This window comes from Kitasatospora sp. NBC_01246, from assembly GCF_036226505.1.
Lineage (GTDB): Bacteria > Actinomycetota > Actinomycetes > Streptomycetales > Streptomycetaceae > Kitasatospora.
The window spans coordinates 2,408,898-2,423,527 of record NZ_CP108484.1; the positions used below are offsets into that span (position 1 = coordinate 2,408,898).

At 73.5% G+C, this 14,630-nt stretch carries 12 protein-coding genes; 9 read left to right on the forward strand and 3 right to left on the reverse strand.

Translation table 11 applies throughout. The features are described 5' to 3' along the window. Positions 1-75 precede the first annotated feature (75 nt). The gene (locus OG618_RS10535) at positions 76-2,532 is read right to left on the reverse strand and encodes a Tex family protein (protein WP_329487081.1); all 2,457 of its coding nucleotides are present in this window, start codon (positions 2,530-2,532) and stop codon (positions 76-78) included. Positions 2,533-2,848: 316 nt separating this feature from the next. Here OG618_RS10535 and OG618_RS10540 point away from each other — a divergent pair, with 316 nt between their 5' ends. Then, positions 2,849-3,745, forward strand: coding sequence for an aminoglycoside phosphotransferase family protein (locus OG618_RS10540; RefSeq protein WP_329487082.1), 897 nt, complete (start codon positions 2,849-2,851; stop codon positions 3,743-3,745). Positions 3,746-3,770: 25 nt separating this feature from the next. On the opposite strand, the gene OG618_RS10545 is transcribed toward OG618_RS10540, so the two are convergent. Beyond that, entirely contained in the window at positions 3,771-4,226 is a 456-nt protein-coding gene (locus tag OG618_RS10545; RefSeq protein ID WP_329487083.1) for a tetratricopeptide repeat protein, read from the reverse strand. A 485-nt stretch (positions 4,227-4,711) separates the two neighbouring features. On the opposite strand from OG618_RS10545, the gene OG618_RS10550 reads away from it, so the two are divergent. From OG618_RS10550 to OG618_RS10580, 7 genes are all read left to right on the forward strand, one after another. Next, a complete protein-coding gene (locus tag OG618_RS10550; RefSeq protein ID WP_329487084.1) occupies positions 4,712-5,764 on the forward strand; it encodes a Scr1 family TA system antitoxin-like transcriptional regulator in 1,053 nt (350 codons plus the stop codon). A 191-nt stretch (positions 5,765-5,955) separates the two neighbouring features. Next, positions 5,956-7,182: a hypothetical protein gene (locus OG618_RS10555; RefSeq protein ID WP_329487085.1), complete on the forward strand. Its 1,227-nt coding sequence runs from the start codon at positions 5,956-5,958 to the stop codon at positions 7,180-7,182. A 48-nt stretch (positions 7,183-7,230) separates the two neighbouring features. Next, complete coding sequence (locus OG618_RS10560) at positions 7,231-7,962, forward strand: tyrosine-protein phosphatase (RefSeq protein WP_329487086.1); 732 nt, start codon at positions 7,231-7,233, stop codon at positions 7,960-7,962. Between the two features lie 356 nt (positions 7,963-8,318). After that, positions 8,319-8,720, forward strand: a complete 402-nt coding sequence (locus tag OG618_RS10565) for a hypothetical protein (protein WP_329487087.1) — start codon at positions 8,319-8,321, stop codon at positions 8,718-8,720. A gap of 172 nt (positions 8,721-8,892) precedes the next feature. Then, positions 8,893-9,627 carry an ATP-binding cassette domain-containing protein gene (locus OG618_RS10570; RefSeq protein WP_329487088.1) on the forward strand — a complete coding sequence of 245 codons (735 nt, stop codon included), beginning with the start codon at positions 8,893-8,895 and terminating at the stop codon, positions 9,625-9,627. 1 nt (position 9,628) lies between these two features. After that, the gene (locus tag OG618_RS10575; RefSeq protein WP_329487089.1) at positions 9,629-10,906 is read left to right on the forward strand and encodes a DUF7224 domain-containing protein; all 1,278 of its coding nucleotides are present in this window, start codon (positions 9,629-9,631) and stop codon (positions 10,904-10,906) included. Continuing rightward, complete coding sequence (locus OG618_RS10580) at positions 10,903-11,505, forward strand: hypothetical protein (RefSeq protein ID WP_329487090.1); 603 nt, start codon at positions 10,903-10,905, stop codon at positions 11,503-11,505. The genes OG618_RS10575 and OG618_RS10580 overlap by 4 nt, the downstream gene beginning before the upstream one ends. 284 nt (positions 11,506-11,789) lie before the next feature. On the opposite strand, the gene OG618_RS10585 is transcribed toward OG618_RS10580, so the two are convergent. Continuing rightward, positions 11,790-12,692, reverse strand: a complete 903-nt coding sequence (locus OG618_RS10585) for a pentapeptide repeat-containing protein (protein WP_329487091.1) — start codon at positions 12,690-12,692, stop codon at positions 11,790-11,792. A gap of 285 nt (positions 12,693-12,977) precedes the next feature. Between OG618_RS10585 and OG618_RS10590 the strand changes: the two genes are divergently transcribed. Then, the gene (locus OG618_RS10590; protein ID WP_329487092.1) at positions 12,978-14,612 is read left to right on the forward strand and encodes a DUF2079 domain-containing protein; all 1,635 of its coding nucleotides are present in this window, start codon (positions 12,978-12,980) and stop codon (positions 14,610-14,612) included. Positions 14,613-14,630 lie beyond the last annotated feature (18 nt).

Here is a 14,630-nt window from a genome sequence, read left to right on the forward strand (position 1 = left end):
GTCCACCGGCCCGCCGCCCGCGTCACGTCCGAACGGCGGAACCGGGCCCCGGCGACCCCAGCAGGGGCGGCTGTCTCAGCGGCGCCCGGAGCGGCGGCCGCCCTCGGAGCCGGACCCGCCCGCCAGACCGGCCCGGCGCAACGCGTCCGCCATCGCCCCGCTGCCCAGCGGGGCCTGGCCGCCCGAACCGGAGCCGCCGGAGCCCGCACCCGAGCCACCGCCCGAGCCCCGCCGGTCCTGGCGCGGCGGACGCGCCTGCCGGCCGCCCCGGTCGCCGCCCCGGTCACCCCGGTCACCGCGGTCGCCCCCGCGCTCCCGGCCGACCTCGTCGTCGAGGCGCAGCGTCAGCCCGATCCGCTTGCGCGGCACGTCCACCGTGGTCACCCGCACGGTGACGATGTCACCCGGCTTGACCACCTCGCGCGGGTCCTTGACGAAGTTCTTCGACAGCGCCGAGACGTGCACCAGCCCGTCCTGGTGCACGCCCACGTCGACGAAGGCCCCGAAGGCCGCCACATTGGTGACCACGCCCTCCAGCACCATGCCGACCTCCAGGTCGCCGATCTTGTCGACGCCCTCCTTGAAGGTGGCCGTGCGGAAGGCCGGGCGCGGGTCGCGGCCCGGCTTGTCCAGCTCGCCGAGGATGTCGGTCACGGTCGGGATGCCGAAGGTCTCGTCGGCGAAGTCCCCCGGCCGCAGGCCCCGCAGCGCGGTGCTGTTGCCGATCAGCTCGCGCAGCTGACCGCCGGTGCCGGCGAGGATCCGGCGCACCACCGGGTACGCCTCCGGGTGGACCCCGGAGGCGTCCAGCGGGTCGTCGCCGTCCGGGATCCGCAGGAAGCCCGCGCACTGCTCGAACGCCTTCGGACCGAGCCGGGCGACGTCCTTGAGCGCCTTGCGGGTCCGGAACGGGCCGTTGGCGTCGCGGTGCGCGACGATGTTGTCCGCGAGCGTGCCGGTGATCCCGGAGACCCGGGTGAGCAGCGGCGCGGAGGCGGTGTTGACGTCCACCCCGACCGCGTTGACGCAGTCCTCGACCACCGCGTCCAGCGAGCGGGACAGCTTCACCTCGCTGAGGTCGTGCTGGTACTGGCCGACCCCGATCGACTTGGGGTCGATCTTGACCAGCTCGGCCAGCGGGTCCTGGAGGCGGCGGGCGATGGAGACCGCGCCGCGGATCGACACGTCCAGCTCGGGCAGCTCCTGGGACGCGAACGCCGAGGCCGAGTAGACCGAGGCGCCGGCCTCGCTGACCATCGCCTTGGTGAGGTTCAGCTCCGGGTGGCGCTTGATGAGGTCCTCGGCGAGCTTGTCCGTCTCGCGGGAGGCGGTGCCGTTGCCGATCGCGACCAGGTCCACGCCGTGCTTCTTCGCCAGCGCCGCCAGGGTGGCCAGCGCGGCGTCCCACTTGTTGGCGGGCTGGTGCGGGTAGATCGTGTCGTAGGCGACGACCTTCCCGGTGGCGTCCACGATCGCGACCTTCACGCCCGTCCGGAACCCCGGGTCCAGGCCCATCGTGGCGCGGGTGCCCGCCGGTGCGGCGAGCAGCAGGTCGCGCAGGTTGGCGGCGAAGACGCGCACCGCCTCGTCCTCGGCCTCCTGACGGAGCCGGCCGCGCAGGTCGATGCCGAGCCGCACCAGGATGCGGGTGCGCCAGGCCCAGCGGACGGTGTCGCCGAGCCACTTGTCGGCCGGACGGCCGTGGTCGGCGATGCCGAAGCGGGCGGCGATCCGCTGCTCGTAGTCGCTCGCGCCGGGGAGGTCACCGGCCTCCTCGCCGTCGTGGGGGGAGAGTTCGAGGTCCAGCACCTCCTCCTTCTCGCCGCGCAGCATCGCCAGGATCCGGTGCGAGGGGAGCTTGGTGTACGGCTCGGCGAAGTCGAAGTAGTCGGCGAACTTGGCGCCTTCCTGCTCCTTGCCCGCACGGACGGTGGCGACCACCCGGCCCCGGGTCCACATCCGCTCGCGCAGCGAGCCCACCAGGTCGGCGTCCTCGCCGAACCGCTCGACCAGGATGGACCGGGCGCCCTCCAGCGCGGCGGCCCGGTCGGCCACCGCCTCGTTCAGATAGGCGTCCGCCACCGCCGCCGGGTCCTGCGTCGGGTCCGCGAGCAGGGTGTCGGCGAGCGGCTCCAGACCGGCCTCGCGGGCGATCTGCGCCTTCGTCCGACGCTTCGGCTTGAACGGGAGGTAGATGTCCTCCAGGCGGGCCTTGGAGTCGGCCGCGAGGATCTGCCCGCGCAGCGCCTCGTCGAGCTTGCCCTGGGACTCGATCGACTCCAGGACGGCCGTGCGCCGCTCCTCCAGCTCCCGCAGGTAGCGCAGCCGCTCCTCCAGGGTGCGCAGCTGGGTGTCGTCGAGCGAGCCGGTCGCCTCCTTGCGGTAGCGGGCCACGAACGGCACGGTCGCGCCGCCGTCGAGCAGATCGACGGCCGCCTTCACCTGCCCGCCGCGGACACCCAGCTCCTCGGCGATCTTGCGCTCGATCGCCTGCTGGGCCTGCTGGGCCACCTGTTCGTCTGGCGTGCTCACGAAGCCGGTCACCTTCTCCAGAGTTGCTTTCCCCGTACCCCCGCATTCTGGCACTGACCGGCGACACCTCCCGGCCGCCCCCGGAGCGACCGGGCGTGGCGCGGCGGCGGAGTTCAGCCGTTGACGGTCGGGGAGGGGCGGCCGTCGGCGGCGATCCGGACGACGTCGGTCCGGCCCGCCGCGGCGGCACCCACCGCGCGACCGCACCGCCGAGCGCCCCCCACACGACCCGACGTCCCCACCTGATCGTCACCGCCCCACCCCGGTGTTCGAAATACGGTGAACGGCCGTGGAACCCGGGAGTACAGTGCCGGGCATGTGCGCTGCAGCCCGGATGCATGACGACGAACCGGACATCGACACCGCCCTGGTACGGCGGTTGCTCGCCGCCCAGTTCCCGCACTGGGCCGGGCTGCCGCTCGAACGGGTCGCCTCCTCCGGGACGGACAACGCGATGTTCCGGCTCGGTCCCGAACTCGCCGTACGGCTGCCCCGGGTGGGGTGGGCGGCCGGGAGCGTCGAACGCGAGCAGCGCTGGCTGCCGAAGCTGGCACCGCACCTGCCGCTCCCCATCCCCGCCCCGCTGGCACTCGGCCGGCCCGCCGCCGGCTACCCGTGGGCGTGGTCGGTGCTGCGCTGGATCGACGGCGCCAACCCGGTGGTCGGCGCGACCACCGCGCCGATCCAACTCGCCCAGGACCTCGCCGGGTTCATCACCGCACTGCGTGCGGTCGACCCGGCGGACGGCCCACCGGGCTCCCGGGGCGTGCCGCTGGCCTCCCGTGACGCCTCCACCCGGGCCGCCATCGGCCGGCTCCGCGGATCGATCGACACGGAGGCGGCAACCACCGTGTGGGAGAAGGCACTTCGCCTGCCGGAACACGCCGGGAGGCCCGCCTGGATGCACGGCGACCTGTCCCCCGGGAACCTCCTGCTCGGCAACCGCCGGCTGCGCGCCGTCATCGACTTCGGCGTCATGGGCGTCGGCGACCCGACCGTGGACCAGATCGTCGCCTGGAACCTGCTCCCCGCCGCGGCCCGGCCCGCCTTCCGCGCCGCACTCGCCGCCGACGACGCCACCTGGGCCCGCGGCCGCGCCTGGGCCCTGTCCATCGCCCTGATCCAACTCCCCTACTACCGCACCACCAACCCCGCCCTGGCGGCCAACGCCCGCCACGTGATCCGCGAGGTCCTCGCCGACCGCAGCGTGTGAAGCGGCGCGCCGACGCCCGTACCGGTCAGAGTTCGGCCCGCGCCTCGTCGATCGAGTGCAGGACGGCCTTCGCCCCGGCGCCGGCGGCCAGTTCGGCGGCCTCGTCGAGCAGCGCCCGCGCATCGGCGGGGCGGCCCTCGGCGGCGGCGATGTACGCGAGACCGACCAGGTTGGCGGCCACCCCCTCGGGGAAGGCGAGTTCGCGGCGCAGCCGGGTCGACTCGTCCAGCAGGTCACGGGCGGCCGGCAGCCGGCCCGCGTGGTGCTCGGCTATGCCGAGGTGGCGCAGGGCGTAGGAGAGCGTGAGGCGGTCGCCGGTCGCCGTCGCGAGCTCGCGCGAGCGGTGGAGGGCGGGCAGCGCGGCGGCGTCGTCGCCCTCGACCACCTGGTGGTAGGTGCCGATCCAGAACTGGGCCTCGGCCTCGCCCCGCCCGTCGCCCAGGCTCCGGTAGAGGTGGGCCGCGTGCTGGAAGAGCTCCAACGGTCCGGCCTTGGGCTCCTCCGGACCCGCCCCCGGTCGGCGAGCCCGGTGTCGTACACCTCGATCCGCAGCCCGGCAGGGGCGGTGTACTCGAACAGCACGTCGATCAGCAGGTGCTCCGGCCTGCGCGGACGCAGCACGGTGTGCGCGACCAGCTCGGCGACGATCAACTCGGCCGCCTCGGCGTAGCATGCGCCGCCCGTGACGTCCGCGAGGAACCCCCGGAGCACGATCCGCGCGGCGGACGCGGAGGAGGGATGACGCGGGAGGGAGCAGAATCGGTCCCTAGGGGTGCTGTCAAGCGATTCGGGCATGACGATGCCACCTTCTGGTGCATTGGAGGGTCCGTGCGCGGGCAGGGCGCTTCGTGCACTCACTAGCGCGGGCGCCCGTTCCGTTCCACGCTTAGCATCGACGGTTCCGAATTCGGTGACGAGTGATCAGCCGGTTCCAGGGAACGTCTTGACACAGGGGGGGCCTGAACCATGACTCGTCAGAAGTCCGTCCATCCGAACCCGCAGTCGAGCGCGGGCGCGGTGTTCGGTGCCGTCCTGCGGCGATTCCGCGACGCGAAGGGAATCTCGCAGGGCGAACTCGCCGCACTCGTCCCGTGCAGCCGCCCGCACATCTCCCGCATCGAGGCCGGCACCCGCAACCCGCAGGAGGACTTCGTCCACGCGGCCGACCGGCTGCTGGACACCGGCGGACAGCTGATGGACCTCTGGAGAGAGATCGACTGGTACGCCCGGGTGGAGCACCCGGACTGGTTCCGGCGCTACGCGGGGTTCGAGGAGCGGGCTTCGACGATCTGCGAGTTCCAGGTCGCCCACATCTCAGGCCTCCTGCAGACCGAGGCCTACGCCCGCGCGCTGCTCGCATCGGGCGACGCCGCGGGCAACCCCGACCTGATCGAGGAACGCATCGCCTCCCGACTGGCTCGCCAGCATCGCCTGACCGCGCCGGACGGCCCTCTCTTCAAGGTCGTCCACTCCGAGGCCGCGATCCGCTCACTCGTGGGGGGCGAGGCGGTCATGCACGAACAGCTCGAACGCCTGCTGACGCTCGGACAGCTCCCCAACGTCGTCCTCCAGGTCGCGCCCCTCAGCCTCGGCGAACGAGTACCGTTCGCCACCATCGTCTCGCTGGTCACCTCACCCGACGGCAAGACTCGGATCTACTCCGAGAGCCTGGATCAGGGCCACTTCATCGAGGATCCGAGAGTCGTCCAACGCAGGCAGCGCGCCTATGATCTGCTCCAGGCGGACGCGCTCTCCCCCCGCGAGAGCGCCGCGCTGATCCGCAGTGTGAGGGAAGGACTTCTCAACGTCATGCCTGACAGCCCCACCATCTCGTGGCGCAAGTCCAGCTACAGCGGGAACAACGGCGGCAACTGCATCGAGGTGGCCGAAGGCCGCCCCTCCCTGCTCGTCCGCGACTCCAAGGACCCCGAGGGCCCCGTCCTCTCGTTCCCCTCCACCTCCTGGCAGTCCTTCATCGACGCCGTCCGCACCGACACCTTCCCGACGCCCGGCCGCTGAACGACCGCATCCGAACCCCCTCCCCCGGGCCACCGGGGAGGGGATTCGTCGTACCACCGCCCCCGCAACTGCCTCGCGGATCCGCGACAGTCAGCATGCGGGCAGACGTCCTCAAAAAGACAGCCGGTCCGACTTCCCTTCCAGGGCGATCTGGGCAGCTACCGCCAGGCAGAAGCGGCAAACTGTGAGCCATGACGATCGGCGAGAGCAGGGCGACCATCACGCCACCGCCTCTGTGGCGTCCACTGCGCCATCTCCACCACCGGTTCACCGAAGAACGCATGGATACGGCGGCACGAGACCTCCGCGTTCTCGGACAGGCTCCCTTCGACGCCGACCGACTGCGTCGTTCCCTGACCTACGACCTTCCCGAGGAAAGGCCCCTGGTACTGCTGATGGTCGCCATGCTGGCGGCGTTGGTCGTCGGCGCAGTCCTCGCTACCGCCCAGGGCTCCTGCATCCCCGGTGGACGGCTACCGGGGCCGGGTGAAGCCCTCTCCGCCTGCCCCACCCATCAGAACAAGGTCACATTCAGTGCCATGGTCGCAGTCTTCGTCCTCGCCCTACTGGTGGTCCGGGCCGTGAGCAATGCCCGGGAAGGCGTCCGGGTCAAGCGGTGCTACCGCGCCCTCCTTCCCTCTTTCGACGTCCTCAGCGCCTGTGCACGGGCTCTGGGGCCTGGGGCCGGGCACCCCGAAGCCGCCGAACTGAGCAAGAAGGCCGCAGCGCTCGGGCAGGCCGTCGTCGACGCCGCAGGTCACATCGCCGGCGACTTCGGGGCACGGGCCTCCACCCGCAACGCTCTGCGCAGCCATGCACGCGATGTCGCCGCACTCCTCGAAAGCACCGCCGATCGACTGCTTCCCGAGCGCGAGGAGGCCATCCACAGACTCGCCGCGCTGGCGTCCGCCATCGCCCGGCAGAGTGCGGACGGACGGTTCACCGACCTGCTCGGGCCGATCGGAGCGCCGCCGCGCTTCCCGGTCGAGGCCCCTGAGTCGCCGGACCGGACCGACGGGAAGCGGCTGGCTCTCGCGGTCGTCGCCGCCCTGTTCCTCACCACCGCGCTCGCCGTAGGGGCTGGACTGGCCGGGCTTCCGGCGCCGGTGAACGCACCTCTGGCGGCGTTCACCGTGCCCCTGATCACGTTCCTCCTGCTCGCCTACCGCCACGGTCTCGTCGACGCGCTGCGGCTCGTCTCGACCCTGCGGGCGGTCCGAAGCCCCAACACTCCACCGGACGCCCCGACCACCGAGAGCGCCGAACCTCCGGCCGCCGAAGTCGCGGCCGCGGAGTCGCAGCCCGCCGTGGCGGCGGATCCGGCGCAACCGGCACGGGCACCGTCCGCGCCGGTCGTCCAGCAACGCGGACCACGGACACAGCCGCGAGAGTCCGGCACTCCCACATGGATGTCATGACGGATCCTCACACCAGGACACTCGAGCGGCGGTCGGTAGGGTGCGGCCATGACGCGACACATCGCCTTCGACGCCCTGCACAACTTCCGTGACATGGGCGGATACCGGAACTCTGACGGATCGTCGGTCCGGTGGGGCCGGCTCTACCGGTCGGACTCGCTGGGCAAGCTCTCCTCGCCCGAGGACCTCGCGGTGTTCCGGGGCCTCGGCATCGGCACCGTGATCGACCTGCGCTACCCGTGGGAGATCGCCGCCAAGGGGCGGATACCCGTGATGGACGGCGTGGCCTACCACAACCTCTCGATCGAGCACCGGCCGTACGACCAGGCGGAGATCGACCCGGACGTCGATCCCTGGCGCTACCTCGCGGACCGGTTCGCCGAGGTGGCCGAGGACGGGGTGGCGGAGATCCGCCAGGTGATCGAACTGGTCGCGGCCGCGGACCACCCGGTGGTCTTCCACTGCGCCTCCGGCAAGGACCGCACCGGGCTGATCGCCGCACTGCTCCTCACCCTGCTCGACGTCCCCGAGGTCGACATCGCGGCCGACTTCGCCCTCACCGAACTGGCCACGCCGCACCTCGTCGCCGACTGGCACGCCGCCAACCCCGGGCGCACGCTGCGCTGGCCGGGGTACGGGCGCGCGCCGGAGGACGTGATCCGGCACGTGCTCGCCGACCTCACCGCCGCCCACGGCTCGGTGCGCGCCTATGCCACCGGCACACTCGGTGTCGACGAAGAACTGATCGGCACACTGCGCTCCCGGCTGCTCACCGAATAGCCGACGGGCGGCGGGAACCAGCCACCCCATGTTTCAAATGACAATCCTACAAAATTAGACCTGAACAACCTTTCGCTCATCCGAGGACATCTGCGGAAATGCTTGGCCGACTTCCCGTCGGCCAAGCAAATCTTCGAGCACTTCGTATCACCGGCTTGCCAAGCCCCGGCCCTATCACCCCCACCCTCCGAATGGCCGGAAACAATAGTTCTTGGCAGCTGTTCGTGCACGCTAAGGTCGTTTCCGCGGCGGCTCGTCCGATCGGGTGATCAAGGCCGATGGCAGTCGAACCTCCGCTCGCTTCTTTTTGCCTGCATGACGCCCTCCGTGGCGTCACCGAAAAGATCGGACGGGATATGCACGCAAAGCACCGCACGCTCGTGCGCGGCATTCTGGTGGCCGGCGCGCTGCTCGGGTTCGCCGGCGCGACGCCGGCCCTCGCCGAGGGCTCCTGGACGTCCCACATCAGCAACTGGGGGCCCGGCTCCGAGTCCCGCCGGTGGACGGACTACGACCGGGACGACGCCGTGACGACGGTGTCGTTCAAGGGCTGCACCACCGACACCAACGAGTTCAAGAACGCCGATCTCCAGCTCTACAAGGACGTCGTCGGCCCCGACCGGGCCTACGGGTACCGGCTGAACCGGTGCGACACCTCCGTCTGGGGCGACCAGAGCTCCGGCGAGTACTACTTCGCGCTGGAGGGCGTGCGCGCCGGCGGCAAGCTCTGGGTCGACTCGGTGAGCACCCAGTACTGAGCCCGGCCCGCCCACCGGAGTCCCGGGAAGTCCGGGCGTTCCCCGACTTCCCGGGACTCCCCGGCCTCCCGACGACCCGTGGTGCCGGTGGAGACCCCGCCCGCCGACCCGCCTCCCTCCCCTCCCCCGGTATCGCCCCCGCACCCACCGAGCGAAATGCGTCGACCCCGCCATGTCCCTTGAGTTCCACCACGTCGACTTCCAGTACAGCCGGAAAGCCGGACTCTTCGCCGGCTTCGCCCTGCGGATCGACGATCCGGCCACCGTCCTGCTCGGCCCCAACGGCGCCGGCAAGTCCACCCTGATGGCCCTGGCCTCCTCCCAACTCGCCCCGCGCCGGGGCTCGGTCTCCTGGCGCGGACGCACCCCGACCGGGCACGGCGACCGGGCGGCCTACCGGCGGGCGGTGGCCTGGCTGCCGCAACAGGTCACCCCGGTCCCGGGGCTCAGCGTGCGCGAACAGGTCGCGTACAGCGGGTGGTTGAAGGGCATGTCGCGCGCCGACGCCTGGCACGCGTCGGCCGGCGCGCTGGACCGGGTCGGGCTGGCCTCGCTCGCCGACCGGCGCAGCCACCGGCTCTCCGGCGGGCAGCTGCGCCGGCTGGGCATCGCCGGCTGCCTGGCGCACCGCAGCGAACTGATCCTGATGGACGAGCCGACCGCCGGGCTCGACCCGGCGCAGCGCGGCATGTTCCGCACCCTCGTCGAGGACTTGACCACCGAGGTGAGCGTGATCGTCTCCACCCACCAGACCGAGGACCTCGCCACGAGCTACCGGCACGTGGTGGTGCTGGACCAGGGCCGGGTCCGGTTCCAGGGCGGCATCGAGGAGTTCCATGCCCTCGCCCCCGGCCGGGGCGAGGGCGCCGAGGCCGCCTACACGCACCTGGTCGAGCGGGAGGCCTGACGTGCTGCTGCGCACCGTCCTCCGCACCTCCGCCGGACTGCGGGCACTGCCGTTCCTGGTCGGCTTCCTGCTCGTCGCGCTCGGCGACGAGATCACCGACTGGGTCACCCCCGCCTACGGCCTCTCCGCCACCGGACACGCGAGCATCGCGCTGCCGTTCGCCGGCGCGGCCTGCGCGGCCGCCGGGGCCTGGGAGGGCGGCCGACTGCACCGGGGGCGGGTCTTCGACCGCTCACCGGTCCGGTCGCCGCTGGCGATCACGGCGCCCGTCCTGCTCCCGGTGGTGGTGATGGGCGGACTCGGCATGGCCGCGGCCGTCGGCGCCGCCGCGGCCGCCGGCGGCACGGTGGCCGGCACGCCGCAGCCCGGCCTGTTCGCCGCCTGGGCCGGGCTGCTGCTCGCCAACACCCTGGTCGGCTCGATCGTCGGGCGGGTCCTGGTACCGGTGGTCGCGGTGCCGCTGGCCCTGGTCAGCAGCTTCGTGCTGAACGCCTACCCGGCCTCGTCCACCACCTACTGGTTGCGGCACCTGGTCGGCGGCGGGCTCTCCGACTGCTGCGCCGTGGACCAGGTCCTCGACCAGAAGGCCGTGCTGAGCGCCCTGGCGTTCTCGGGCGCGGTGTGCGCGGCGGCCGTCCTGGTGATCCGGTACCGCGGCGCGCCGGCCGCGCTCGCCGTCGCGCTGGCGGTGACGGCCGGCGGGATCACGCTCGCCACCCACCTCGCCCGGGGGCTCGGACCCGAGCCCGTACTGGACCGGCCCGGCACCGCGCTGGTCTGCGACCACGGCCGGCCGCGGATCTGCCTCTGGCCGGAGCTGGGCACCGCCCGTGCGGACCTGGTCCGGACGGAGGCCCGACGGGTCGTCACCACCCTGGCCGAGCGGGGCGTCCCGGTACCCGCGACGCTCACCATGGCGGCCCGGCCGGGGCCGGGCGAGGCCAAGCTGGGCGTCCCGACCACGGCCCGCGCGCAGGACGTGGCACCCGGCGTGGTCGGCGGGCTGCTCCCCCGCACCCCGGACTGCGCCCGGGCGGGCGCCCCCTACCCGGCCGGCGCGGCCGCCGGACCGGTGGCCGCCTGGCTCACCGCCGAGGCCGCCCCGGACGGAGCGGCGCCCGCCGCCCGGGGTCGGTTCGGCGCGGAGGACGCCGCGCTCGCCGGGCACCTGCTGCGGCTCCCCCGGGAAGCCCAACTCGACTGGTACCGGGCGGCCACCGAGGCCCTGCGCCACTGCGACACCGCGGCACCCGCACTGCCCCCGGGCGGTGACCGGTGATCTGGTGGTGCAAGGCACGCGCGGTACCCGCCGTCGTCGCCGCCCTGGCCGGGACGTTCGCGGTGGGCCTGCTCATCGGCGACGGCGAACTGCCGGTGCCCGCACTGCACGGGCATGCGGGCCACTTCCTGGTGGGGCACATCATCACGCTGCTGCCCGCCGCGTTCCTGCTGCACGGCCTCGGCCGGGGCGACCTGCGGACGGAGGCCGTCGCCGGACGCTTCCTGCGCGGGCTGGACACCGCACTCGCCCTGGCCGTCGCGACGGCGGGCGCGGCGCTCGGCCTGCTCACCCACGCGGCCGGCCAGGACGACCTCGCCCTCGTCCTCGCCCGCAACATCGCCGGCTACCTCGGTTCGGCGCTGCTGCTGCACCCGCTGATCGGTCACCGCCCGGCCGCCGCCGCGATCGCCGCCGTCCCGCTGCTCTGCGCGGCGGCCGGCTGGCACCCCGACGGCCGCCCCCAACCCTGGGCCTGGCCCCTCCACCCCGCCGCATCCCCCCAGGCGCTCACCGCCGTCACCCTCACCCTCCTGGCCGGCACCACGTGCGCCCTCCTGCGCCCCCGCCCCCTGACAGACCAGAACGTCCTGACCTAATGGGACTCGTCGGGCCGTCCGACGTCCTGCGCAGTACTGACCAGGAATCCCGCCCTCCGGCCGTCCACGCCCGTGCGTGGGAAGTCGACCCACTCGACTTCCCACGCACCACCGATCAGAGCGAAGCACCCGCACTCGGAGCCGCGACGAAGCACGCCCGCCGCGCCGGTCCGGCTCCGGTACCGGCACCCGCACCGGGCCTCTGAATCAGGATCCCGTGCGCAGGCGGTCGGCCCGCTCGACGTTCCGTGCCCGCGCCCGCGCCCCTCGCCCCCGGCTGGCCGTCAGCGGCGGCGGGGGCGGCTGCCGGGGCTGCCGGGGCGGGGCTTGCGCGGGGGGCGGCGGTCGGCGGCCGCCGGGGTGGTGGCCGTGGCGGGCCAGTGGGTGGGGCGGGCGAGGGCGGGGGGCAGCTTGGTGGCGGCGTCCCCACGGGCGGCGTTGAGCTGGGCCTGGGTGAGGAAGAGCGCATCGGTGAGGTCGGCGCCGGCCAGGTTGGCGTCCCGCAGGTCCGCGCCGATCAGGTCGGCGGTCCGCAGGTCCGCGCCCGAGAGGTCGGCCGCGACGAGCAGCGCCCCGCGCAAGTTGGCGCCCCGCAGGTCGGCGCCGCGCAGGCGGGCACCGAAGAGGTCCGCGCCCCGGTGCTCCTTGCGGCGCGGGACGGCGGCCCGGACCAGCTCGCTCGCCTTCAGCAGCAGCTCGCTCACCTCCTGGCGGTGGGCGGGCACGTCCACCGCCAGGATCTCCGCCGGGGTGCCGGCCGCGAGCCGGTCGGTCTCCGCGAGCGCCCGGCGCAGCTCGGCACGGAGCGGGCGGGCGGGCTCGTAGGAGAGCGCCTCGGTGAGGTACCAGAGCAGTTCGTGCAGCTGCCGCACCACCGGGAACACGTCGGTCATCCGCCGGGTGTCCTCCGGTGCCTCGCGCCAGCTCCGGCCGCCGAAGGTGACCTGGGAGACCCGCTGACCGGCCCCGAAACAGTCGTAGACCGTGCAGCCCTGGAAACCGCGGTCGCGCAGCTGGGCGTGGATGCCGCAACCGAAGTCGGTCTGCAGGTTGCGGCACGGGGTGCCGGCCGCCTTGTCGACGGCGAAGTCGGCGCCGGCCGCGAACGGCAGCGCGACGCAGCACAGCCCGAAACAGCTCCCGCAGTCGGACAGCAGGCTGATCGGGGCGGGCGTGGGCTCGGTCACTGTGCTGGTGTTCCTCCGTACGGCGGCGCCCGGGCGGTCCGGGTCCGCGGGACGGCAGGGGCGGCCAGGGGATGCCGGGCCTGCCGGGGGCTCGCGCGCAGTGCGCGGGACCCGTCGTAGAGCGTACCGACACGGCGCCGGGGCCGGGGCGGCCCGGGAACCGGGGGGCGGTGAGCGGCAGTCCGTTAGTGTGGTCGGCCGGTGCGGTTCGGGATCTGTACGAAGGTCCGTACGAATCGGGGGCACCGCAGGCACCGGAGCAACCGAACAGTGGAGGAATCAGGCATGTCCCGGCACGACGTCACGCCGTACCCGGACACCGAGAGCGAGGACGCCCGCACCGCGGGCGACCCCACCCCCGCGAAGGCGGCGGCGGCCCTGCGCCTCCCGCCCCGCGCCCGTGCCGCCGCCCTCACCCTGCTCTGCTTCGCCGTCTGCCTGGCGATCGGTGCCCAGCAGTGGACCACCGCCCAGCTGGGCGGCTTCGACCTCGGCATCTTCGACCAGGGCGTGCGCGGCTACGCGCACTTCGGTCTGCCGGTGTCGTCGCTGAAGAGCTTCCACCACGAGTTCCCGCCGGACTTCTCGCTCCTCGGCGACCACTTCTCCCCCGTGATCGCGCTGCTGTCGCCGCTGTACTGGCTCTGGGACGACCCGCGCTCGCTGCTCGTGGGCCAGGCACTGCTGTTCGCCGCCGGGGTCCCGCTGGTCCGCCGGGTCGCCGACCGCTGCTTCGCGGACGCCGACCCGCGCACCGCCCGCCGCGCCGCCGACCTGGCGGGCCTCGCCTACGGGCTGGGCTGGCCGCTGCTGGTGGCCTCGCGCGGCGGCTTCCACGAGGTCGCCTTCGCCGTCCCGCTCACCCTGCTGATGCTGGAGCGCGGGCTGGCCCGCCGCTACGGCACGGCGGCGCTGGCCGGTCTGCTGCTCTGCTGCACCAAGGAGGACCTGGGGCTGGCGGTCGGCGCGTACGGGCTGGTGCTGCTGCTGCGGGCCCGCCGGGACGAGGACCGCGACCGGCGCCGGCGGACCCTCCGCTGGGGCACCGGCTTCCTGCTCGGCGGACCGCTCGCCTCGGTGGTGGCGATCGCCTGGCTGGTACCGGCGATGGGCGGGGTGCCCGGCTACTACTGGAACTACGGCTCGCTGGGGACGGACGCCGGCGACGCCGCCTCCAGCGTGCTCGCGGACCCGACGCTGCTGGTGTCGGCCGCCTTCGACGCCCCGCTGAAGCCGCTGCTGCTGCTCTGGATCTTCGGCACCCTGTTCCTTCTGCCGCTGCGCTCCGCCACGGTGCTCTGCGCCCTGCCGCTGCTGGCGGAGCGGGTGCTCTCCAGCAACCCGAACCACTGGTCGATCGCCCGGCACTACGACGCGTTCCTCTGGCCGGTCCTGCTGGTCGCGGCGCTGGAGGTGCTGGGCCGCCGGCACGACCGCGTGCGCACGCGCCGCCTCGGGGTGGCGGCGGCCGCCGTGACGATCGCGGCCGCGCTGCCGCTCGGGGCGGCCGGCCTGTTCGTCCCCGCCTACTGGCAGGCGAAGCCGAGCGAGGCGGCGCTGATCCGGGGCGCCGAGCGGATCCCGGACGGCGTCACGGTCGAGGCCGACAACCAGGCCGCCCCCCGGCTGACCGCCCGCACCGACGTGGTGCTGGTGGACGGCACCCCGCGCGGGCGCGAGTACGTGCTGATCCGCGCCGACAAGCGCGCGTTCCCGTTCAAGACCGACCGCGAGCAGGCGGCCCGGATCGAACTGCTGCTGGCACACGGCTACCGGCAGGTCTGGTCCGAGGACGGCGTGGTGCTGCTGCACCGGGAGAGCTCCGAGCCGGTCCCCGGCGAGCACGTGCCCGGCCCGGGCAGCACGGGGTACCAGGACGAGGTGCCGTCGGACGTCGGCCACAACCTCTTCCGGGGCTGACCGGGTTCCGGGGCCGAC

Excerpts from the sequence above, each read along its gene's own strand:
- OG618_RS10540 (WP_329487082.1), top strand. The coding sequence starts at position 2,849 with ATGTGCGCTGCAGCCCGGATGCATGACGACGAACCGGACATCGACACC.
- OG618_RS10550 (WP_329487084.1), top strand. The coding sequence starts at position 4,712 with ATGACTCGTCAGAAGTCCGTCCATCCGAACCCGCAGTCGAGCGCGGGC.
- OG618_RS10555 (WP_329487085.1), top strand. The coding sequence starts at position 5,956 with ATGACGATCGGCGAGAGCAGGGCGACCATCACGCCACCGCCTCTGTGG.
- OG618_RS10560 (WP_329487086.1), top strand. The coding sequence starts at position 7,231 with ATGACGCGACACATCGCCTTCGACGCCCTGCACAACTTCCGTGACATG.
- OG618_RS10565 (WP_329487087.1), top strand. The coding sequence starts at position 8,319 with ATGCACGCAAAGCACCGCACGCTCGTGCGCGGCATTCTGGTGGCCGGC.
- OG618_RS10570 (WP_329487088.1), top strand. The coding sequence starts at position 8,893 with ATGTCCCTTGAGTTCCACCACGTCGACTTCCAGTACAGCCGGAAAGCC.
- OG618_RS10590 (WP_329487092.1), top strand. The coding sequence starts at position 12,978 with ATGTCCCGGCACGACGTCACGCCGTACCCGGACACCGAGAGCGAGGAC.